This is a genomic window from Bacillus sp. FSL W8-0770 (assembly GCF_038008705.1).
Classification (GTDB): Bacteria; Bacillota; Bacilli; order Bacillales; family Bacillaceae_G; genus Bacillus_A; species Bacillus_A cereus.
This window is the reverse complement of sequence record NZ_JBBOZR010000001.1, coordinates 130,984-150,000: the sequence shown is the minus strand read 5'-3', so window position 1 is coordinate 150,000 and position 19,017 is coordinate 130,984. Positions and strand designations below refer to the sequence as shown.

Below are 19,017 nucleotides of genomic sequence, written 5' to 3'. Positions count from 1 at the left end.
TAAAGAAAGAGAAATTAAGAATGCAACATTCTTCCTTTCTGCTGCATGGGCCGAAAGACACCCCGATATTGTAGAGCGAATCATGAAAGACGGACACGAAATCGGTAGTATGGGGTACAATTACACATCCTACACTTCTCTAGAGACAAATGAAATAAGACGAGACCTTTTACGAGCACAAGATGTTTTTACGAAACTTGGTGTAAAACAAGTCAAGCTGTTGCGTCCACCTAGTGGCGAATTTAACAAAGCAACCCTTAAAATCGCAGAATCACTTGGATACACCGTCGTGCATTGGAGTAATAATTCAAACGATTGGAAAAACCCAGGTGTAAATAACATCGTTTCCACTGTCTCTAATAATTTGAAAGGTGGAGATATCGTCTTATTACACGCATCCGATTCTGCCCTTCAAACAAATAGAGCTTTACCGCTGCTCCTGCAAAAAATAAAAAGTGATGGATATGAGCAAATATCCGTGTCACAACTTATTTCCAACACAAGTACGAAAAGTGAAGATGTGAAGTAGCTTCTTCCCTACTACTCTTCACGCATAAAAAGCTCTACTACCTTTCAAGAAGGTGGTAGAGCTTTTTTAATCATACCATTCCCAGCATTATAACTGCTGGTGTATAAAATCTCTCTATTAAGCTGATTTACTTGTTTTTCCGATTAAACGATGTAATACAAGTAATTGATATGCGTTACATAACAATAGCGGTATAACCATTAAATATAACCAATCTGTATCATTAATCCGAAGCGCCGGTACCCATTCAAGGATTGTTACAACAACCATAAAGAACAGAGCTGGCACAAATGCTTTTTTATTTGTTTCTTTGCTTTTTACATAAGCAACAATTGCTCCAAACACAAATAATATTCCAGCAACAAGTATGTTATTCCCTAACGAGACTTCCCCATTTGCAATAAGTACAGATCTTAAATACACAAAATCAAATAATACGAATGCAATAAAGAAGAGCTGGACTGCATTCCATAAAGAAGATGAGCGAAACATCCCTAGTCCAAAACGGTGGATTGTTAAATATGCAAAGAATCCCATTTGACTTATAACACTAAAAATAAATCCTACACCCATCAGCCAGAAAGATACTGCTAAAATCTCCTTACCGTCGAAATTTTGAAAAAATTCATTGTGCTTGTCCCACTCCAAAACAAAACCAATAATAACTGTGCTAATCCCACCAAGAAACAACGTCGTTAAAAATAGTCGTACCCACTTGCGGCTATTCACAACACATCCCCCATTATCCTTATATTTCTAATTAAATTGTATCAATGACAATTTCAAAAAGCTAGCCATGTTCATGTATAAATTCCTTAAAGATATTTATATTAAAAAGAGAGAACTGTGCTGAAAGGAGTTCCAACTTATGAAACGGATGCTATTCATTTTCGTTTCTTCTTTTCTACTTATCGCACTTGCAGCATGCGCACAAGGAAAAGAAACGAAATCCGAACTAGATTACGATCAAACAAAGAAAATGATTGTTGATATTTTAAAAACAGATCAAGGTAAGAAAGCTATTCAAGATGTATTAACTGACGAAAAAATGAAACAAGCACTCATACTCGATGAAACAGTAGTAAAGAAAACGATTGAAGATGCCATGGTATCCGATAAAGGGCAACAATTCTGGGAAAAGCTCTTTAAAGATCCTGAGTTCTCATCAAAGTTTGCTAAAAGTATGGGGAAAGAACAAACTCAATTAATGAAAACCTTACTAAAAGACCCTGAATACCAAGCAGGCGTTATAGAAATTATGAAAAATCCTGAAGTAGAAAAAATGATGTTACAAACAATGAAGAGTAAAGAATACCGTCAATATCTACAACAAGTACTAACAGAAACTGCTGAAAGTCCACTCTTCCAAGCCAAGATGATTGATATCATTAGTAAAGGTGTGCAAAAAGCTGAAAAAGGCGGATCCGGTAAGAAAGAAGCAGGCGGTGACGGTGGTTCTCAAGACGAGAAGAAGGAAGAACAGTAAAAAATAATAACTATAATAACGAGTGAACAATGTATACATTGTTCACTCGTTATTACTTTATCTTGCTATTAATAGACAAAATGGACCCCTCTAGTTAAGCGAAAGGTTTACAGCCTTATTGTTGTCAGTAACAGGTAAACCCCACTGATTAAAGATTCACTTTATTTTTGTGTAACAGCTGTTTTATCAATTACTGTTTCAGCTATTTTACTATAAATAATGCCCGTTGTATGTGTATCTTCATATACTGAAGGAGCAAAGTCTTCTTTATTCCAATCGGGTTGTTGCAGTGGAATACGCCCAAGAACATTTGTTTGTAATTCGGTAGCTAACTTATCTCCCCCGCCTTTTCCAAATACATATTCTTTCTCACCAGTTACCTTACTTTCAAAATATGCCATATTCTCAACAACACCAAGAATACTATGTTCAGTGCGCAATGCCATCGCTCCAGCACGCGCTGCTACAAACGCAGCTGTTGGATGAGGCGTCGTTACAATAATCTCTTTGCAAGATGGCAACATTGAGTGCACATCTAACGCAACATCACCTGTGCCTGGTGGCAAATCTAGTACTAAATAATCTAAATCGCCCCATTCTACTTCTGTGAAGAAGTGGTTTAACATTTTCCCAAGCATAGGTCCTCTCCAAATAACTGGTGCATTATCCTCTACAAAGAAGCCCATTGAGATTACCTTTACACCTAAACGTTCCACCGGAATTATCTTGTCACCTCTTACGATAGGACGTTTTTCTATCCCCATCATGTCTGGCACACTAAAACCGTAAATGTCCGCATCAATAATACCAACCTTTTTTCCTAAACGAGCTAAAGCAACTGCAAGGTTAACGGAAACAGTTGATTTTCCCACGCCACCTTTTCCACTCGCTACTGCTAAGAATGTTGTTTTTGAATTAGGTGACAATAAAGATTCACTTTGCTCTTCTTGTTCCGGTGCAAACTGAGCTAATTCCTCTTCTGTAAATTCTGCAAAACGAAGTCCAACTGTTGCTGCTCCAAGTTCTTTTACTAACTTTACAATTCCAGACTGCAACTGCATTTGTTCCGCTGTACCGGTTTTTACGATTGCAATTTTGATACTCACATGTTCCTTCTCTGGCTTGACTGTTACCTCTTTAATTGCACTTGTTTCTTTTAATGTTTTATGTAAAAACGGATCTACAATCCCTTCTAACGCTTCAACCACTTGCTCTTTCCTTACCATAATTAGCCCAGCCCCCTGTATGAAAAAATAACGTAATGTTAATTGAATTTATCTCTGCTTATTCTTGAAATAAATGCGTTTACATTTCCAGTATAACATATTTTCCGAAAACTTCGTTAACGAGAGAAGCTCAAAAAAATCCTCCTTATTCTGGAGGATTTCCTTTTTCCGTGAAATACCGTAGTATACCACGGTATATTGCAGCTGCTACCTTTTGCTGATATTTCTCCGAATTTAACATATACCTTTCGTTCACATTCGATAAAAAGCCAGCTTCAATTAAAGCACCTGGTGTTTTAGAATACTTTAATAAATATACATGCGAAATTGTCTTAGCAGAACGATTCGTGTTTTCTAAACTTGTTCTCAATTCAGCCTGTATAAATTTTGCAGCACGTTCATTTTCAATTGAAGAGCGGTAATAGAACGTTTGTGCGCCTTTCGATCCACTACTAGTTAAAGCATTTAAATGAATACTTGCAAAAAAGTCTACATCAGGTTTATTGATGATTTCTACACGTTTTTTTAAATCCTCTGCTTTACGTCTGCTATATGACTTTGTATCTTTGTTAGCTAAATCATAATCTCCCTCACGCGTTAAAATAACTAGTGCACCTTGTTCTTGTAAATAGTCTTGTACCTTTTTTGTAATTTCAAGCGTAATATCCTTTTCTATAATATCCTTTCCACCAACAGCCCCTCCATCTGGTCCACCATGCCCAGCATCTAATACGATTACTTTCCCTGATAAGGGTAAATTCCAAGCACGCCACGATTTTGTAATTTGAAATTCTTGTTTGACTAAAAAAAACAATACAACCGCAGCGAGTGCAAAAGAGATAATTCGAATTCTCTTCATACCTTTCCTCCTCCAGCTAGTCCCTCTAATTACTTATATGGGACAAGAGGAAAGTTTATGCTTGTCTTAATGAAGCTTTAATCGATATCTTCTTTCACCTTTTTCATACCCTTCTTGCCACCACAATCCTATAAACTGCTGACAAGATTCAAAAAGTAATTCCTCATCTTTCAACTTTATTTCTCGCATAGTCATACTCGTTAAAAATTGAAATAGCGTTTCAGTTAATTGTTGTTCTTCTTCTAAAGCTCTATATTTCACATCAAAAAACGATTCACCATAATAACCAAATTTACTGTATCTCGCTCCTAATAAATAAGATTCTATCCCTAATTCAATACAGTAATCTTCATACTGACGATGAAGCTCTTGCATTTGAAAGGCATCACGAATATTTGAACGCAATGTTTTTAATGATAATTCCCGCAACATCTTCCGCTCGTATTTTAACTGCTTTTCTTTTTGTTTTTCTTGTAAGCTAACAATGACATTCATAGTACTTATAAACCTCCCTAATACGTATTAGTCTAAACTTCTAAAGAAGAAGCATACGCGTGGCGGTAGCACTAAAATATTCCAAGCTATAAAAATTGCAAAAGAGGAATGAAACATAAAAAACCCCAACCAAAATGGTTGGGGTTTGTAGTTCGCAAAAATTAACGTTTTGAGAACTGAGGTGCACGACGTGCGCCTTTAAGACCGTATTTTTTACGCTCTTTCATACGTGCGTCACGAGTTAATAGACCTGCACGTTTTAGTGTTAGACGGTATTCTGGATCAGCTTTTAATAAAGCGCGAGAAATACCGTGACGAATAGCACCAGCTTGACCAGTGTATCCACCACCATTTACGTTTACAAGTACATCGTAGTTACCTAAAGTTTCTGTTGCAACTAGAGGTTGTTTCACTACTTCACGTAATGCAGCAAATGGGATATAGTTTTCAAAATCACGACCGTTAATGATAACGCGTCCTTCGCCTGGAACTAGGCGTACGCGCGCTACTGAACTCTTACGACGTCCAGTGCCATAGTATTGAACCTGTGCCAAAGTAAGCCCTCCTTTAATTAATTATCCGCGAAGTTCGTAAACTTCTGGTTTTTGTGCTTGGTGTGGATGCTCTGCTCCAGCATACACGTTAAGTTTCTTAGAAACTTGACGGCCTAAGCGTCCTTTTGGAAGCATGCCTTTAATTGCAAGCTCTAACATTTGTACAGGGTAGTTTGTACGCATTTCAAGAGCTGTTCTTTGCTTAAGTCCACCTGGGTGGTTAGTGTGACGGTAGTAAATTTTATCGTTTAATTTATTACCTGTTAAATGAATTTTCTCAGCGTTAATAATAATTACATGATCACCCGTGTCAACGTGTGGTGTAAATGTAGGTTTGTTTTTACCACGTAAAATGGATGCTACTTCACTAGCAAGGCGACCTAAAGTTTGACCTTCAGCATCAACCACATACCATTTACGCTCAACTTCGTTAGCTTTTGCCATAAAAGTCGTACGCATGTGTTTCCCTCCTCGTTATCTTTTCCATAGAAAAAATCTATTGTTTATCTTAAACACGATTTCCTTCCGGGGCTAATCGTGGTTTTAGAAACAATACCATATGTTATGATATACTTTTGAGTTTCTAATGTCAAGCAAATGTTACACCAGGATTAGTTGTTATAGTTTACCTCCCATAAGTAAAGCCCATGACCTGGAGCCATCTTTCCAGCAAACTGACGATTTTGTTTCGCTAAAATCTCTGGAATGCTATCAGGATCAAGCTTTCCTTGCCCTACGCTAAGTAACGTACCAACAATAATTCTGACCATATTATATAAAAATCCATTACCTACAAAACGAAAAATTATTTCATCATCTTGTTCAATTAACTCGATTTCATAAATTGTTCGCACTTTATCTTTTTTGTCAGTTTTTGCTGAACAAAAAGAAGTGAAATCATGCGTTCCAATAAAATAAGGAATTGCTTTTCGTATAGAATTGATTTCGAGCGGGTATGGATATTGATATACGTAATTTCTACGGAATACATCCGCAGTCTTTGATAATAATACACGATAACGATATTCTTTTTTCTCAACACCGTAACGTGCATGAAATTCTTCTGTTTTTTTCTCTACTTGCCTAATAACAATATCATCTGGCAACATTGTGTTTAAAGCATTACTCCATTGCCACTCTTCAAGAGACAAAGGAGTATCAAAGTGTATTACTTGTCCTTTTGCATGAACTGTAGAATCTGTTCTACCAGATGCCTGAACACGAACAAGTTCTCCCTTATGCAATTTCTGCAATGCTTTTTCTATCTCCTGTTGAACAGTACGATGGTTCGGCTGAATTTGATAACCACAAAAATGCATGCCATCATATGCAACCGTACATTTTATTCTATCCATTTCTCTATTCTCCATTACGATCGCACCCATGCCAAAATACAAGCTAAACAAAATAAGCTGACAATCGTTACTGTATCGCTTGTTTTCCAGCGTAGTTGCCTAAATTTAGTACGTCCTTCACCACTTTGATATCCACGAGCTTCCATCGCAATGGCTAAGTCCTCTGCACGCTTAAAAGCACTGATAAACAGAGGAACGAGCAGTGAAATAATAGCTTTCATTCTATCTTTTATCGGTCCCCCGGCAAAATCAATACCACGTGACGCTTGTGCTTTCATTATTTTACTCGTTTCATCCATTAATGTCGGGATAAAACGAAGAGAAATTGACATCATTAATGCGATTTCATGAACAGGAACCTTTATACGCTTCAACGGCTTTAATAACGTCTCCAAACCATCTGTAATTTCAATAGGTGTCGTCGTTAACGTTAATAATGTCGTCATTAAAATAATAACGAAGAATCGTACAGAAATGTATATCCCTTGCTCTAATCCTTTTTCATATATCGAAAACCAACCAAGCTGGAATAGTACATCCCCCTCTTTATTTGTAAAAATATGCAGGAAAAATGTAAAAAGAAAAATCCATAAAATTGGTTTTAAGCCCGAAAGTACATAACGAATCGGCACTTTTGCAAAAAATAAAGCAATGAGTGCATATAAAAATAAAAATCCATATGAAATCGCATTATTTGCTAAGAAAACAACAAATACATATAAAAAGACAATCAGCAGCTTCGTACGTGGATCAAGTTGATGAATAAGTGAATTCCCCGGGATATATCTCCCAATAATCAACTGCTGCATGATTCATGACCACCTTTTCGTAACACCTGCACAACTTCATGAGTAAGATCCTCTAAAGATAAGGTAGCCTTTGGAATTGAAATACCAAACTTCTCTTCAATTGCACGTTTATACTTTAATGACATAGGAAGATCCACACCAATTTTCTCTAGTTCATCAGCATGTGAAAATACTTCCTCTGCACTTCCTTGCAAAAAGACCGTTCCTTTATGCATAACTACAATCTGCTCCGCATACTGAGCAGCATCTTCCATATTATGCGTTACAAGGATAACTGTAAGACCTTTCTCCTTGTGCAACTTATAAAACATCTCCATAAGTTCGTTCTGCCCTTTTGGATCTAGTCCTGCTGTAGGTTCATCTAATACAAGCACTTCAGGTTCCATCGCCAGTACACCCGCTATTGCAACACGTCTCATTTGTCCACCACTTAATTCGAACGGAGAACGTGTTAACAGTTCCGGTTCTAGCCCTACAAGTTCAATTGCCTTTCTAGCCTTTTGCCTTGCTTCGTCTACAGATACTCCAAAATTAGTAGGGCCGAAACAAATATCTTTCTCCACAGTCTCTTCAAACAACTGATGTTCTGGGAATTGAAAGACAACCCCTACTTTTTTACGTAGTGGCTTTAGCTTTTTTTCTTTCTTTCCTGCCGAAATCAAATGTTCACCAATTTGAACTGTACCATTTGTCGGCTGCAATAAACCATTTAAATGTTGAATCATCGTCGACTTACCTGAACCAGTATGACCGATAATGGCATAATAGCCCCCACTTGGAAACGACACGTCTACATCATAAAGTGCGCGTCTTTCAAATGGAGTTTTATATTGATAACGATGCTCTACTTTTTGGAATGTAATCTCCAAAGTTCGTTCACCAAGCTTTCCATTGTAAGATGCGTATTTTGCAAGAGAATTTCATTTCTTTTTAATAATTCTGCTATTTTTACTGAAAACGGTACATCTAAGCCAATTTCTTGGAGCATATGAGAGGATTTGAAAATTTTTTCTGGAGTCCCTTCCTCTAATATTTCTCCCTTATTTAAAATAATGACACGATCTGACTGTGCCGCTTCCTCTAAATCGTGCGTAATCGATAACACAGTAATACCTTTTTGAGTAACAAGTTGTCTAACCGTTTCTACTACTTCACGTCTCCCTTGAGGGTCTAACATTGACGTTGCTTCATCTAATATTAAGATAGATGGTTGAAGTGCTAAAACGCCTGCTATTGCCACTCGCTGCTTTTGCCCACCGGATAAGGAATGAGGCTCATCATTAAGAAAATCTTCCATACGGACAAGTTGCAAGGCCTGTTCTAATCTTTCAATCATTTGTTCTCTTGGCATTCCGATATTCTCTAAGCCAAATACAACATCATCTTGCACTGTTGTTCCAACAAATTGATTATCTGGATTTTGAAATACCATTCCAATTTGTTTTCGAACATCCCATACTGTTTCCTCTGATAAAACCATTGTATCATTTACTGTAATAGTCCCTGCTTCTGGCAAAAACAAACCATTCAATAATTTTGCAAGTGTAGACTTTCCTGAACCGTTTTGTCCAATAATAGATACCCATTCTCCCTCATATAAGGAAAATGAAACATCTTTTAATGCATAAGTGGCTGCCCCAGGATATTGAAATGATATATTTTCTATCCGAAGTTTCTCTTTTTTCAATAGAAGGCACCCTTTCCTTCGCACAGTTAGCCTATTTTTATATTTAAAAAAAAGGGCCATGACCAGTTTCTTGAAAAGAACTGTCCTGCCCTTTTAATTATCATTATACTAACTCGATAATTACCATTGGTGCTGCGTCTCCGCGACGTGGACCAATTTTTGCAATACGAGTGTATCCGCCTTGGCGCTCAGCATAGCGTGGAGCTACATCAGCGAATAGTTTTTGAAGTGCATCTTGACCAGTCTCAGCGTTAGCTACTTCATTGCGAATGAAAGCTGCTGCTTGACGACGAGCATGAAGATCTCCGCGTTTACCTAAAGTGATCATTTTTTCCACTACAGAACGAAGTTCTTTTGCACGAGTTTCTGTCGTTTGGATGCGCTCGTTGATAATTAAATCAGTAGCTAAATCACGTAACATAGCTTTACGTTGCGCACTTGTACGGCCTAATTTTCTGTATGCCATTCGTAGTTCCCTCCTTTGTTGATGGGTTTAAATCCTCAGTCGTCTTTACGTAAACCTAAACCTAATTCCTCAAGTTTATGTTTAACTTCTTCTAAGGATTTACGTCCTAAGTTACGAACTTTCATCATATCTTCTTCTGTTTTGTTCGCAAGCTCTTGTACAGTATTAATTCCTGCACGTTTTAGGCAATTATAAGAACGAACAGAAAGGTCTAGTTCTTCGATAGTCATCTCAAGAACTTTCTCTTTTTGATCTTCTTCCTTCTCGACCATAATCTCAGCATTTTGTGCTTCATCAGTTAAACCAACAAAGATATTTAAATGCTCAGTTAAGATTTTGGCACCTAAAGAGATAGCTTCTTTTGGCCCGATGCTTCCATCCGTCCATACATCAAGCGTAAGCTTATCATAATTAGCCACTTGTCCGACACGTGTCTTTTCCACTTGGTAAGTCACACGTGATACTGGAGTATAAATAGAATCAATAGGAATTACTCCTATTGGTTGATCTTCGCTTTTATTTGCATCAGCTGGCGTATACCCACGGCCACGCTTTGCAGTTAAACGCACGCGGAAATGCGCATCTTTTGCTAACGTTGCAATGTGTAAATCTGGATTTAAGATTTCTACATCACTATCGTGAGTAATATCAGCAGCTGTGACAATACCTTCGCCCTGTACATCAATTTCCAACGTCTTCTCTTCTTCAGAGTAGATTTTAAGAGCTAACTTTTTCAAGTTTAAGATGATCGTCGTAACGTCTTCTACTACGCCCTCAACTGTTGAAAATTCATGTAATACGCCATCGATTTGGATAGCAGTAACAGCGGCACCAGGGAGTGAGGATAAAAGAATACGACGTAAGGAGTTACCCAAAGTAGTACCATATCCACGCTCAAGCGGTTCAATTACGAATTTACCATATTTAGCATCTTCGTTAAGTTCAACCGTTTCGATTTTCGGCTTTTCGATTTCAATCATTAACTAAACCCTCCTTCAAAACGTCGAAACCCCGGTTAAACAAAGGTATAACCCCTGTCTAACCGAAAGTCCCCCTTAGGCAGTTCCCGATTGTGCACAACAAGCGATGTTTCTGTACGAAATTTCTCGATAATGCATCATATCCATTATAGACAAAAGGGAAAATTCTATACAGAAAAATTACACACGACGACGTTTTGGTGGACGACATCCATTATGAGGAACTGGAGTAACATCTCTAATTGCTGTTACTTCTAGACCTGCAGCTTGAAGAGCACGAATTGCAGCTTCACGACCAGCACCAGGACCTTTAACAGTAACCTCTAAAGTTTTTAAACCGTGTTCCATTGCAGCTTTAGCAGCAGTTTCAGCAGCCATTTGCGCAGCGAATGGAGTAGATTTACGAGATCCACGGAAACCAAGTGCACCAGCACTAGACCAAGAAAGTGCGTTACCGTGAGTATCTGTAAGTGTTACGATTGTGTTGTTGAAAGTAGAACGAATATGAGCTATACCAGCTTCAATATTCTTTTTCACACGTTTTTTACGAGTGTTTGTTTTACGTGCCATTGTTAGTTCAACCTCCTTTACTTATTATTTCTTTTTATTTGCTACTGTACGACGTGGACCTTTACGTGTACGAGCATTGTTTTTAGAGTTTTGACCACGAACTGGTAAACCACGACGGTGACGAAGACCACGGTAAGAACCGATCTCCATTAGACGTTTGATGTTAAGAGATACTTCACGACGAAGGTCTCCCTCAACTTTAATACGATCGATGATATCACGGATACGTCCTAATTCGTCTTCCGTTAAATCACGAACTCGTGTTTCTTCAGAAATACCTGCTTCAGCAAGAATTTTTTCAGCAGTTGTGCGACCAATGCCGAATACGTAAGTTAAAGAAATAACAACGCGTTTGTCTCGAGGAATATCTACACCTGCGATACGTGCCATTACGAATGCACCTCCTTCTGATTAACCTTGTTTTTGTTTATGTTTAGGGTTTTCACAAATAACCATTACTTTTCCACGTCTACGAATAACTTTACATTTTTCGCAGATTGGTTTAACTGACGGTCTTACTTTCATGTCTCGAACCTCCTTAAAGATTACGGAGTGCTATATTATTTAAAACGGTACGTAATACGACCACGATTTAAATCGTACGGAGATAATTCTACCGTAACTTTGTCTCCTGGTAAAATACGAATGAAGTTCATACGGATTTTACCAGAAACGTGAGCCAATACGACATGCCCATTCTCTAATTCTACTTTGAACATAGCATTTGGCAACGTTTCAAGAACGGTACCTTCGACTTCAATTACATCATCTTTAGCCATTCAATAGTTCTCCCTTCTTCAAATCAGTAACATTTTACACTGCTCTGAAATCCCGGAGAGCCAGCTACTTATAAAGTGGTAAGGATTTCGTATCCTGCTTCTGTAAGAGCAATCGTGTGCTCAAAATGGGCACACCATTTACCATCTACCGTTACCACTGTCCAGTCATCAGATAGTGTTTTTACATATCGTCTTCCTTGATTCACCATCGGCTCAACACAGATGACCATTCCCGGCTTTAATCTAGGGCCTCTATTGGGTGGACCATAGTGCGGGATTTGAGGGTCCTCATGTAAGTCTTGCCCGATTCCGTGACCAACATACTCCCTAACGATCGAGAATCCATTCTCTTCAGCATGGGTTTGAACCGCATGTGAGATATTTGATAATCTCTCGCCTGGTTTTACTTGTTCTAGACCAAGATACAACGATTTTTCTGTGACATCAAGTAGCTTTTGAACAGATTCAGAAATGTTTCCAACTGGATACGTCCATGCAGAATCTCCATGGTACCCATTGTATTTCGCACCAATATCGATACTGATGATATCGCCCTCTTTGAGCTTGCGCTTCCCTGGAATTCCGTGTACAAGCTCTTCATTTACAGAAGCACATATGCTCCCCGGAAATCCGTTGTATCCTTTAAAAGATGGCGTAGCACCATATTTTTGAATCGTCTTTTCCGCTATTTGATCGAGCTCTTTCGTTGTAATTCCTGGAGTAATGTGCTGTTTCAACTCTTGATGAGTCAAAGCAACGATCCTGCCAGCTTCTCGCATGATTTCTATCTCGCGAGGAGTTTTGCAGATTATCATTACGCTAAGCCTCCGATGAGAACATCGATATCAGCAAATACTTTATTGATATCTTGCTCACCATTAATGCTTTGTAAGTAACCAAGCTCTTCGTAGAAATCAAGCAAAGGTTTTGTTTGCTTAATATTTACATCTAAACGATTTGCTACAGTTTCTTCATTGTCATCAGAGCGTTGATATAATTCGCCACCACATTTATCGCACACATCAGCTTTTGCTGGTGGATTGAATTCTAAGTGGTAAGTCGCACCGCACTCTTTACAAATGCGACGGCCTGTAAGGCGTTTTAATAACAACCCTGAATCCACATTAATGTTTAAAACATAGTCGATTTTTTTGCCAAGATCTTTCATAATTTCTTCAAGAGCTGATGCTTGTGCAACAGTTCGTGGGAAACCGTCTAGTAAGAAACCTCTTACGCAGTCGTCTTGACTTAAACGTTCACGAACGATTCCGATTGTAACTTCATCTGGAACAAGTGCACCTTTATCAATAAAAGATTTTGCTTGTAGACCCATTTCAGTTTCAGCCTTCATAGCTGCACGGAACATGTCTCCTGTTGAAATGTGAGGGATGTTATACTTGGCAACAATCTGTTCGGCTTGTGTACCTTTACCAGCACCAGGAAGCCCCATTAAAATTAAGTTCATCCTTGTTCCCCCTCAGAGTACATGAGCATGTAGGGAAGACAATTCTTCCCACTTACTCACTGCTTGATAAACCCTTTGTAATGGCGTTTTACCAGTTGGCTTTCTAGCTGCTTCATTGTTTCTAAAGCAACGCCGACAACGATTAACATACTCGTTCCACCGATCTGTGCAGATGGAGGAAGATTTCCCAATTTCGTAAAGATAACTGGTAAGATTGCAATCGCTGCTAGGAAAATTGATCCTACAAAGGTCAAACGATACAAGATTTTTGTTAGATATTGTTCCGTATTCTTACCCGGACGAATACCTGGAACATATCCACCTTGCTTGTTTAGATTCTCTGACATTTGCTCTGGATTAACCTGAACAAATGCATAGAAATATGTGAAGGCTACAATGAGCGCAACATATATGATCATTCCCACTGGGTGAGAATAGTTAAAGTTTGCAATAATCCACTGCGATACATCATGTTTCGGGAAGAACTGTGCAATAGTCGGAGGCGTAATTAAGAATGAAACAGCAAAAATTACTGGAATAACACCAGCACTATTTACCTTAAGCGGTAAATGTGTGTTTTGTGCTCCAGCATAACCACCATTTCCTCCTGTTACACGCTTCGCATATTGAATTGGGATCTTTCTAACAGCCTGTTGAATGAAAATAACACCCACAATAACTGCTAGCACAGCTAGTAAAATCAATGCAACTTTAACGATACTCATGAACAATTGATCTCCGATATTTTGAAACTGTTGCTGATACACTTGAGATATAACACTTGGGATCGCTGCGGCAATACCGCCAAAGATAAGGATGGAAATACCATTACCTACACCTTTAGCTGTAATCTGTTCACCTAACCACATTAAAAATGCAGTACCAGCAGTCAGTACCGTAGCAATGTATAAATAAGTGCTCCAACCTGGATTCAAAATTAATTGTCCACCTACCATACCGTTAAAACCGATTGACATACCAAACCCCTGAATAAACGCAAGAACAATTGTAAAGTAACGCGTGAATTGCGTTAATTTACGACGGCCCATTTCACCTTGCTTCGACCATTCCGAAAATTTAGGAACAACATCCATCTGCAATAATTGCACGATGATGGATGCTGTAATATACGGCATGATTCCCATCGCAAAGATGGAGAAGTTTTTCAAGGCTCCACCGCCAAATGTATTTAGAATACCTAAAGCATTTAATTGATCTTGTGCCTTCAGTACGTCTCCATTTGTAAATGGCACGGGGATAAACGTGCCAATCCTGAATACGATTAACATCGCTAAAGTGAATAATATTTTACGTCTTATCTCAGCAACGCGCATAAAGTTGGAGATTGTACGAAACATTAGATCACCTCAACTGATCCGCCAGCTGCTTCAATTGCTTCTTTAGCACTTGAAGAGAACTTGTGCGCTTTAACAGTTAGTTTTTTCTCTACTGCTCCGCTTGCAAGAACTTTAACACCGTCGTTTAACTTGCTGATAACGCCAGTTTCCAGCAATAATTCAGGTGTTACTTCTGTACCATCTTCAAAACGATTTAACGTTGATAAGTTTACAATAGCAAACTCTTTACGGTTAATGTTTGTGAAGCCGCGTTTTGGTAAACGACGGAATAATGGAGTTTGACCACCTTCGAAGCCAAGACGAACACCGCCGCCAGAACGTGCGTTTTGTCCTTTATGACCTTTACCAGCAGTTTTACCGTTACCAGAACCGATACCACGACCGACACGGTTACGTACTTTACGAGAACCTTCTGCAGGTTTTAATTCATGAAGTTTCATTCCCAGGCACCTCCTTATATTAATGAGTTATCCTTAAGCTTCTTTTACAGTTACAAGGTGAGAAACTTTGTTGATCATACCAAGAATAGCAGGAGTTTCTTCCTTAACTACAGTTGAATTCAACTTTTTAAGACCTAAAGCTTCTACCGTCGCACGTTGATCTTGTGGACGACCAATTACACTACGAGTGAGGGTAATTTCTAACTTTTTCGCCATTTGTTTTCCCTCCTTAACCTAGTAGCTCTTCTACAGATTTACCGCGTAATTTTGCAACATCTTCAGCGCGCTTAAGTTCGCTTAATCCGTTCACAGTAGCGCGAATCATGTTGATTGGTGTGTTAGAACCAAGAGATTTCGAAAGAATATCTTGTACACCAGCTAATTCAAGGACCGCACGAACAGGTCCACCAGCAATAACACCAGTACCCTCAGCAGCAGGTTTTAAGAATACTTCACCAGCGCCAAAATGACCGTTGATTGTGTGTGGAATTGTTGTACCAACTAATGGTACAGCGATTAAGTTTTTCTTAGCGTCTTCGATAGCTTTACGGATTGCGTCTGGTACCTCTTGTGCTTTACCAGTACCGAATCCAACATGACCGTTTTTATCGCCAACTACAACTAGTGCAGCAAAGCGGAAACGACGACCACCCTTAACAACTTTCGCGACACGATTTATCGTAACTACACGTTCTTCAAGTTCTAATTTACTTGGGTCAATGCGATGCATCAATTTTCCCTCCTTTGACCATTAAAATTGTAATCCAGCCTCACGAGCAGCTTCAGCTAGAGCTTTAACACGGCCATGGTATAAGTAACCACCGCGATCAAATACTACTTCTTTAACGCCTTTCTCTACAGCACGCTTAGCAACTGATTCTCCAACTTTCGTAGCAGCTTCAATATTGCTAGTACCGTTAAGAGCAAGGTCTTTATCAAGAGTAGATGCACTTACTAACGTTACACCATTCACATCATCAATAACTTGAGCGTAAATATGTTGGTTAGAACGGAACACGTTTAAACGTGGACGCTCTGCAGTACCAGTAAGTTTAGCACGTACACGTGCATGTCTTTTCTTACGAGTCGCATTTTTATCAGCTTTAGTGATCATTCTTGTCACTCCTTTCTCTCACCTAACGGGTTTACTTAGCAGTTTTACCTTCTTTACGACGAACAACTTCGCCTTCGTAACGAATACCTTTACCTTTGTAAGGCTCAGGAGCACGTACAGCACGGATGTTAGCAGCGAATTCGCCAACACGTTGCTTGTCGATACCTTTAATTACGATCTTAGTTGGTGCAGGTACTTCAACTTCAAGACCTGCTTCCGGAGTCATTTCTACTGGATGAGAATAACCTACGCTTAATACAAGTTTATCACCTTGTTTTTGAGCACGGTAACCAACACCGACTAATTCAAGTCCGCGTGCGAAACCTTCAGTTACACCTTCAACCATGTTTCCGATTAAAGCACGAGTTGTACCGTGTAATGCACGGTGTTCCTTCTGTTCAGATGGACGCTCAACTGTTAATGTATTCTCTTCAATTTTGATAAGCATATCAGCATTGAAAGTACGAGTTAATTCACCTTTAGGGCCTTTTACTGTTACAGTATTGTCTTCTGCAACTGTAATAGTAACACCTGCAGGGATTTCAAGAATCTTTTTACCAATACGAGACATGTGGTCACACCTCCGTTCGTTTTAAATATATATTACCAAACGTATGCTACTACTTCTCCACCAGTTTGTAATTGACGAGCGTCTTTGTCTGTCATTACTCCCTTAGATGTAGAAACAAGAGCGATACCTAATCCGTTAAGTACACGTGGTACTTCGTCAGCTTTAGCGTAAACGCGTAAGCCAGGTTTACTGATACGTTTTAATCCAGTGATTACACGTTCATTGTTTGCACCATATTTCAGGAAAATACGAAGGATACCTTGTTTGTTATCCTCGATGTATTCTACATCACGAATGAAACCTTCACGTTTTAAAAGTTCAGCGATCTCTTTTTTGATTTTAGAAGCAGGAACCTCTAATTTCTCATGACGTACCATGTTCGCATTACGGATGCGAGTAAGCATGTCTGCAATTGGATCTGTCATCACCATGTGTTTTACCTCCTTCCCATTTGTGGGTTTTACCAACTAGCTTTTTTAACACCAGGAATTTGACCTTTATATGCAAGTTCACGGAAACAAATACGGCAAAGTTTAAATTTGCGGTATACAGAATGCGGACGACCGCAGCGTTCGCAACGTGTATACTCTTGTACTTTAAACTTAGGAGTACGCTTTTGTTTCGCTATCATAGATTTTTTAGCCACGTTTTCGCCTCCTCTACTTAGCGTTGGCTTCCATTATTTTTGGAATGGCATACCGAATTGTGTTAAAAGTTCACGAGCTTCTTCATCAGTTTTCGCTGTAGTAACGATTACGATGTCCATACCGCGGACTTTGCTTACTTTATCATAATCAATCTCAGGGAAAATAAGTTGCTCTTTAACACCTAATGTATAGTTTCCACGACCATCGAATGATTTCTTAGAAACACCACGGAAATCACGTACACGTGGTAAAGAAACTGATACTAATTTGTCGAAGAACTCATACATTTGCTCGCCGCGTAAAGTTACTTTCGCACCGATTGGCATACCTTCACGAAGACGGAAACCAGCGATTGATTTTTTAGCACGAGTTACAACAGGTTTTTGACCTGTGATTTGTGTTAATTCTTCTACTGCGTTGTCTAACGCTTTTGAGTTAGATACCGCGTCACCAACACCAGTGTTGATTACGATCTTTTCGATTTTTGGTACCTGCATTACAGATTTATAGTTAAACTTGCTCACTAGAGCAGGAGTAATTTCCTTTTGGAACTTCTCTTTAAGGCGATTCAATGAAGTGACCTCCTTTCTTAAGAAAATTATTTATCTAATAATTCACCAGATTTTTTTGCAATACGAACTTTTTTACCATCTTCTACTTTGAAGCCTACACGAGTAGGTTCACCTGTTTTCGGATCTAAAATCATAACGTTAGAAACGTGAATAGGTGCTTCTTTAGTAATAATTCCACCTTGTGGATTTAATTGAGATGGCTTAGAGTGCTTCTTAACGATATTGACACCCTCAACGATAACACGGTTTTGCTTTGGGAAAGCCACAAGGATAACGCCTTGTTTTCCTTTGTCTTTACCAGTGATTACCTGTACTTTATCACCTTTTTTTACATGCATCTTAATTCTGCACCTCCTTAGCAAGGCAATACCTTAAATTATAGAACTTCTGGAGCTAAAGAAACGATCTTCATGAAGTTGCTATCACGTAATTCACGAGCTACTGGTCCGAAGATACGAGTACCACGTGGGCTCTTATCGTCTTTAATGATAACCGCTGCGTTTTCATCAAATTTGATGTAAGAACCGTCCGGACGACGAGCTCCGCTCTTCGTACGTACCACTACTGCTTTAACAACGTCACCTTTTTTAACAACGCCACCTGGTGTTGCTTGTTTTACCGTAGCAACGATAATGTCACCAATGTTAGCATATTTACGACCAGAGCCGCCTAATACTTTAATTGTTAAAAGTTCACGTGCACCAGAGTTGTCAGCAACTTTCAAACGAGATTCTTGTTGGATCATGTTATGAAACCTCCCTTCGGACTAAAAATTCCGATTCGTCTATTTAGATAATAACCGCTTCTTCAACGATTTCAACTAAACGGAAACGCTTAGTAGCAGAAAGCGGGCGAGTTTCCATGATTTTAACGATATCGCCAAGTTTCGCTTGGTTTTGCTCATCATGGGCTTTGTACTTCTTAGAATACTTAACACGTTTTCCGTACAAGGAATGAGTTTTGTAAGTTTCAACTAAAACTGTAATCGTTTTGTCCATTTTGTCAGACACTACACGACCAGTATAAACTTTGCGTTGGTTACGTTCGCTCACTAT

32 protein-coding genes (1 of these 32 only partly in view) are annotated in these 19,017 nt (G+C 38.9%); 2 read left to right on the top strand and 30 right to left on the bottom strand.

Features of this window, described 5'->3' with window-relative positions; genetic code table 11:
* On the top strand, nt 1–529 hold the 3' portion of the coding sequence (gene pdaB / locus NST27_RS00870) for a polysaccharide deacetylase family sporulation protein PdaB (protein WP_000464705.1). Its footprint begins 236 nt before the window's first position; 529 of the gene's 765 nt are visible here — the last part of the coding sequence; its start codon lies off the left edge, out of view; the stop codon is at nt 527–529.
* Nucleotides 530–646: 117 nt separating this feature from the next.
* Here pdaB and kbaA read toward each other — a convergent pair whose 3' ends face one another.
* Nucleotides 647–1,258: a KinB signaling pathway activation protein KbaA gene (kbaA, locus tag NST27_RS00865; protein WP_047385506.1), complete on the bottom strand. Its 612-nt coding sequence runs from the start codon at nt 1,256–1,258 to the stop codon at nt 647–649.
* A 139-nt stretch (nt 1,259–1,397) separates the two neighbouring features.
* Here kbaA and gerD point away from each other — a divergent pair, with 139 nt between their 5' ends.
* Complete coding sequence (gerD, locus tag NST27_RS00860; protein ID WP_000827293.1) at nt 1,398–2,015, top strand: spore germination lipoprotein GerD; 618 nt, start codon at nt 1,398–1,400, stop codon at nt 2,013–2,015.
* A gap of 161 nt (nt 2,016–2,176) precedes the next feature.
* Here the strand turns inward: gerD and NST27_RS00855 are convergent, their stop codons facing one another.
* From NST27_RS00855 to rpsQ, 29 genes are all read right to left on the bottom strand, one after another.
* Nucleotides 2,177–3,241, bottom strand: a complete 1,065-nt coding sequence (locus NST27_RS00855) for an Mrp/NBP35 family ATP-binding protein (protein WP_000251775.1) — start codon at nt 3,239–3,241, stop codon at nt 2,177–2,179.
* Nucleotides 3,242–3,386: 145 nt separating this feature from the next.
* Nucleotides 3,387–4,100, bottom strand: a complete 714-nt coding sequence (gene cwlD / locus NST27_RS00850) for an N-acetylmuramoyl-L-alanine amidase CwlD (RefSeq protein ID WP_000822439.1) — start codon at nt 4,098–4,100, stop codon at nt 3,387–3,389.
* Between the two features lie 66 nt (nt 4,101–4,166).
* Entirely contained in the window at nt 4,167–4,595 is a 429-nt protein-coding gene (locus tag NST27_RS00845) for a DUF2521 family protein (RefSeq protein WP_001101005.1), read from the bottom strand.
* A gap of 161 nt (nt 4,596–4,756) precedes the next feature.
* On the bottom strand, nt 4,757–5,149 hold the full coding sequence (gene rpsI, locus NST27_RS00840; RefSeq protein WP_000079986.1) for a 30S ribosomal protein S9: 393 nt from the start codon (nt 5,147–5,149) through the stop codon (nt 4,757–4,759).
* Nucleotides 5,150–5,170: 21 nt separating this feature from the next.
* The gene (gene rplM, locus NST27_RS00835) at nt 5,171–5,608 is read right to left on the bottom strand and encodes a 50S ribosomal protein L13 (RefSeq protein WP_001260793.1); all 438 of its coding nucleotides are present in this window, start codon (nt 5,606–5,608) and stop codon (nt 5,171–5,173) included.
* A 152-nt stretch (nt 5,609–5,760) separates the two neighbouring features.
* Nucleotides 5,761–6,504 (bottom strand): tRNA pseudouridine(38-40) synthase TruA, encoded by a 744-nt coding sequence (gene truA / locus NST27_RS00830; RefSeq protein ID WP_002164804.1) that lies wholly within the window; start codon nt 6,502–6,504, stop codon nt 5,761–5,763.
* 14 nt (nt 6,505–6,518) lie between these two features.
* Nucleotides 6,519–7,313, bottom strand: a complete 795-nt coding sequence (locus tag NST27_RS00825; RefSeq protein ID WP_001186526.1) for an energy-coupling factor transporter transmembrane component T family protein — start codon at nt 7,311–7,313, stop codon at nt 6,519–6,521.
* The gene (locus NST27_RS00820; protein WP_000406535.1) at nt 7,301–8,182 is read right to left on the bottom strand and encodes an energy-coupling factor ABC transporter ATP-binding protein; all 882 of its coding nucleotides are present in this window, start codon (nt 8,180–8,182) and stop codon (nt 7,301–7,303) included. The genes NST27_RS00825 and NST27_RS00820 overlap by 13 nt, the downstream gene beginning before the upstream one ends.
* Nucleotides 8,158–9,000, bottom strand: coding sequence for an energy-coupling factor ABC transporter ATP-binding protein (locus tag NST27_RS00815; protein ID WP_000711757.1), 843 nt, complete (start codon nt 8,998–9,000; stop codon nt 8,158–8,160). Before NST27_RS00815 ends, NST27_RS00820 begins: the two co-directional genes overlap by 25 nt.
* Nucleotides 9,001–9,103: 103 nt before the next feature.
* A complete protein-coding gene (rplQ, locus tag NST27_RS00810; protein WP_000331490.1) occupies nt 9,104–9,466 on the bottom strand; it encodes a 50S ribosomal protein L17 in 363 nt (120 codons plus the stop codon).
* A 35-nt stretch (nt 9,467–9,501) separates the two neighbouring features.
* A complete protein-coding gene (locus NST27_RS00805) occupies nt 9,502–10,446 on the bottom strand; it encodes a DNA-directed RNA polymerase subunit alpha (RefSeq protein WP_000569643.1) in 945 nt (314 codons plus the stop codon).
* 180 nt (nt 10,447–10,626) lie between these two features.
* The gene (gene rpsK / locus NST27_RS00800; RefSeq protein WP_000101798.1) at nt 10,627–11,016 is read right to left on the bottom strand and encodes a 30S ribosomal protein S11; all 390 of its coding nucleotides are present in this window, start codon (nt 11,014–11,016) and stop codon (nt 10,627–10,629) included.
* A 24-nt stretch (nt 11,017–11,040) separates the two neighbouring features.
* Nucleotides 11,041–11,406 carry a 30S ribosomal protein S13 gene (gene rpsM, locus NST27_RS00795; RefSeq protein ID WP_000090788.1) on the bottom strand — a complete coding sequence of 122 codons (366 nt, stop codon included), beginning with the start codon at nt 11,404–11,406 and terminating at the stop codon, nt 11,041–11,043.
* A 21-nt stretch (nt 11,407–11,427) separates the two neighbouring features.
* Nucleotides 11,428–11,541 carry a 50S ribosomal protein L36 gene (gene rpmJ, locus NST27_RS00790; protein ID WP_000868344.1) on the bottom strand — a complete coding sequence of 38 codons (114 nt, stop codon included), beginning with the start codon at nt 11,539–11,541 and terminating at the stop codon, nt 11,428–11,430.
* 35 nt (nt 11,542–11,576) lie between these two features.
* Complete coding sequence (gene infA, locus NST27_RS00785) at nt 11,577–11,795, bottom strand: translation initiation factor IF-1 (protein WP_001029884.1); 219 nt, start codon at nt 11,793–11,795, stop codon at nt 11,577–11,579.
* Nucleotides 11,796–11,863: 68 nt separating this feature from the next.
* Nucleotides 11,864–12,610: a type I methionyl aminopeptidase gene (gene map / locus NST27_RS00780; protein ID WP_000582539.1), complete on the bottom strand. Its 747-nt coding sequence runs from the start codon at nt 12,608–12,610 to the stop codon at nt 11,864–11,866.
* Nucleotides 12,610–13,260, bottom strand: a complete 651-nt coding sequence (locus NST27_RS00775) for an adenylate kinase (protein WP_001048989.1) — start codon at nt 13,258–13,260, stop codon at nt 12,610–12,612. The genes map and NST27_RS00775 overlap by 1 nt, the downstream gene beginning before the upstream one ends.
* Nucleotides 13,261–13,316: 56 nt before the next feature.
* Nucleotides 13,317–14,618 carry a preprotein translocase subunit SecY gene (gene secY, locus NST27_RS00770; RefSeq protein ID WP_000490117.1) on the bottom strand — a complete coding sequence of 434 codons (1,302 nt, stop codon included), beginning with the start codon at nt 14,616–14,618 and terminating at the stop codon, nt 13,317–13,319.
* Nucleotides 14,618–15,058, bottom strand: a complete 441-nt coding sequence (gene rplO / locus NST27_RS00765; RefSeq protein ID WP_000766081.1) for a 50S ribosomal protein L15 — start codon at nt 15,056–15,058, stop codon at nt 14,618–14,620. The genes secY and rplO overlap by 1 nt, the downstream gene beginning before the upstream one ends.
* Nucleotides 15,059–15,091: 33 nt before the next feature.
* Nucleotides 15,092–15,274, bottom strand: coding sequence for a 50S ribosomal protein L30 (gene rpmD / locus NST27_RS00760; protein WP_001085234.1), 183 nt, complete (start codon nt 15,272–15,274; stop codon nt 15,092–15,094).
* Nucleotides 15,275–15,287: 13 nt separating this feature from the next.
* Nucleotides 15,288–15,788 (bottom strand): 30S ribosomal protein S5, encoded by a 501-nt coding sequence (gene rpsE / locus NST27_RS00755; protein ID WP_000554646.1) that lies wholly within the window; start codon nt 15,786–15,788, stop codon nt 15,288–15,290.
* A gap of 21 nt (nt 15,789–15,809) precedes the next feature.
* Complete coding sequence (gene rplR / locus NST27_RS00750; protein ID WP_000628816.1) at nt 15,810–16,172, bottom strand: 50S ribosomal protein L18; 363 nt, start codon at nt 16,170–16,172, stop codon at nt 15,810–15,812.
* A 31-nt stretch (nt 16,173–16,203) separates the two neighbouring features.
* A complete protein-coding gene (rplF, locus tag NST27_RS00745) occupies nt 16,204–16,743 on the bottom strand; it encodes a 50S ribosomal protein L6 (RefSeq protein WP_000086558.1) in 540 nt (179 codons plus the stop codon).
* Nucleotides 16,744–16,775: 32 nt separating this feature from the next.
* Nucleotides 16,776–17,174 (bottom strand): 30S ribosomal protein S8, encoded by a 399-nt coding sequence (rpsH, locus tag NST27_RS00740; RefSeq protein WP_000245511.1) that lies wholly within the window; start codon nt 17,172–17,174, stop codon nt 16,776–16,778.
* A gap of 29 nt (nt 17,175–17,203) precedes the next feature.
* Nucleotides 17,204–17,389, bottom strand: coding sequence for a 30S ribosomal protein S14 (rpsN, locus tag NST27_RS00735; RefSeq protein ID WP_001085700.1), 186 nt, complete (start codon nt 17,387–17,389; stop codon nt 17,204–17,206).
* A gap of 33 nt (nt 17,390–17,422) precedes the next feature.
* On the bottom strand, nt 17,423–17,962 hold the full coding sequence (gene rplE, locus NST27_RS00730) for a 50S ribosomal protein L5 (RefSeq protein WP_001080831.1): 540 nt from the start codon (nt 17,960–17,962) through the stop codon (nt 17,423–17,425).
* A gap of 26 nt (nt 17,963–17,988) precedes the next feature.
* A complete protein-coding gene (gene rplX / locus NST27_RS00725) occupies nt 17,989–18,300 on the bottom strand; it encodes a 50S ribosomal protein L24 (protein ID WP_000558200.1) in 312 nt (103 codons plus the stop codon).
* Nucleotides 18,301–18,338: 38 nt separating this feature from the next.
* Nucleotides 18,339–18,707, bottom strand: coding sequence for a 50S ribosomal protein L14 (rplN, locus tag NST27_RS00720; RefSeq protein WP_000615912.1), 369 nt, complete (start codon nt 18,705–18,707; stop codon nt 18,339–18,341).
* Nucleotides 18,708–18,750: 43 nt separating this feature from the next.
* A complete protein-coding gene (gene rpsQ, locus NST27_RS00715; RefSeq protein ID WP_000004106.1) occupies nt 18,751–19,014 on the bottom strand; it encodes a 30S ribosomal protein S17 in 264 nt (87 codons plus the stop codon).
* Nucleotides 19,015–19,017 lie beyond the last annotated feature (3 nt).

What these genes read in the sequence shown, in the direction of transcription:
- rpsE (WP_000554646.1), bottom strand. Translation starts at nt 15,788, where the DNA reads ATGCATCGCATTGACCCAAGTAAATTAGAACTTGAAGAACGTGTAGTT.
- gerD (WP_000827293.1), top strand. Translation starts at nt 1,398, where the DNA reads ATGAAACGGATGCTATTCATTTTCGTTTCTTCTTTTCTACTTATCGCA.
- NST27_RS00805 (WP_000569643.1), bottom strand. Translation starts at nt 10,446, where the DNA reads ATGATTGAAATCGAAAAGCCGAAAATCGAAACGGTTGAACTTAACGAA.
- truA (WP_002164804.1), bottom strand. Translation starts at nt 6,504, where the DNA reads ATGGATAGAATAAAATGTACGGTTGCATATGATGGCATGCATTTTTGT.
- rpsH (WP_000245511.1), bottom strand. Translation starts at nt 17,174, where the DNA reads ATGGTGATGACAGATCCAATTGCAGACATGCTTACTCGCATCCGTAAT.
- rplF (WP_000086558.1), bottom strand. Translation starts at nt 16,743, where the DNA reads ATGTCTCGTATTGGTAAAAAGATTCTTGAAATCCCTGCAGGTGTTACT.
- rpmJ (WP_000868344.1), bottom strand. Translation starts at nt 11,541, where the DNA reads ATGAAAGTAAGACCGTCAGTTAAACCAATCTGCGAAAAATGTAAAGTT.
- rplO (WP_000766081.1), bottom strand. Translation starts at nt 15,058, where the DNA reads ATGAAACTTCATGAATTAAAACCTGCAGAAGGTTCTCGTAAAGTACGT.
- rplR (WP_000628816.1), bottom strand. Translation starts at nt 16,172, where the DNA reads ATGATCACTAAAGCTGATAAAAATGCGACTCGTAAGAAAAGACATGCA.
- rpsK (WP_000101798.1), bottom strand. Translation starts at nt 11,016, where the DNA reads ATGGCACGTAAAACAAACACTCGTAAAAAACGTGTGAAAAAGAATATT.
- rplN (WP_000615912.1), bottom strand. Translation starts at nt 18,707, where the DNA reads ATGATCCAACAAGAATCTCGTTTGAAAGTTGCTGACAACTCTGGTGCA.
- map (WP_000582539.1), bottom strand. Translation starts at nt 12,610, where the DNA reads ATGATAATCTGCAAAACTCCTCGCGAGATAGAAATCATGCGAGAAGCT.
- rpsM (WP_000090788.1), bottom strand. Translation starts at nt 11,406, where the DNA reads ATGGCACGTATCGCAGGTGTAGATATTCCTCGAGACAAACGCGTTGTT.
- NST27_RS00845 (WP_001101005.1), bottom strand. Translation starts at nt 4,595, where the DNA reads ATGAATGTCATTGTTAGCTTACAAGAAAAACAAAAAGAAAAGCAGTTA.
- infA (WP_001029884.1), bottom strand. Translation starts at nt 11,795, where the DNA reads ATGGCTAAAGATGATGTAATTGAAGTCGAAGGTACCGTTCTTGAAACG.
- NST27_RS00825 (WP_001186526.1), bottom strand. Translation starts at nt 7,313, where the DNA reads ATGCAGCAGTTGATTATTGGGAGATATATCCCGGGGAATTCACTTATT.
- secY (WP_000490117.1), bottom strand. Translation starts at nt 14,618, where the DNA reads ATGTTTCGTACAATCTCCAACTTTATGCGCGTTGCTGAGATAAGACGT.
- NST27_RS00855 (WP_000251775.1), bottom strand. Translation starts at nt 3,241, where the DNA reads ATGGTAAGGAAAGAGCAAGTGGTTGAAGCGTTAGAAGGGATTGTAGAT.
- rplQ (WP_000331490.1), bottom strand. Translation starts at nt 9,466, where the DNA reads ATGGCATACAGAAAATTAGGCCGTACAAGTGCGCAACGTAAAGCTATG.
- rpmD (WP_001085234.1), bottom strand. Translation starts at nt 15,274, where the DNA reads ATGGCGAAAAAGTTAGAAATTACCCTCACTCGTAGTGTAATTGGTCGT.
- rplM (WP_001260793.1), bottom strand. Translation starts at nt 5,608, where the DNA reads ATGCGTACGACTTTTATGGCAAAAGCTAACGAAGTTGAGCGTAAATGG.
- NST27_RS00775 (WP_001048989.1), bottom strand. Translation starts at nt 13,260, where the DNA reads ATGAACTTAATTTTAATGGGGCTTCCTGGTGCTGGTAAAGGTACACAA.
- cwlD (WP_000822439.1), bottom strand. Translation starts at nt 4,100, where the DNA reads ATGAAGAGAATTCGAATTATCTCTTTTGCACTCGCTGCGGTTGTATTG.
- rplX (WP_000558200.1), bottom strand. Translation starts at nt 18,300, where the DNA reads ATGCATGTAAAAAAAGGTGATAAAGTACAGGTAATCACTGGTAAAGAC.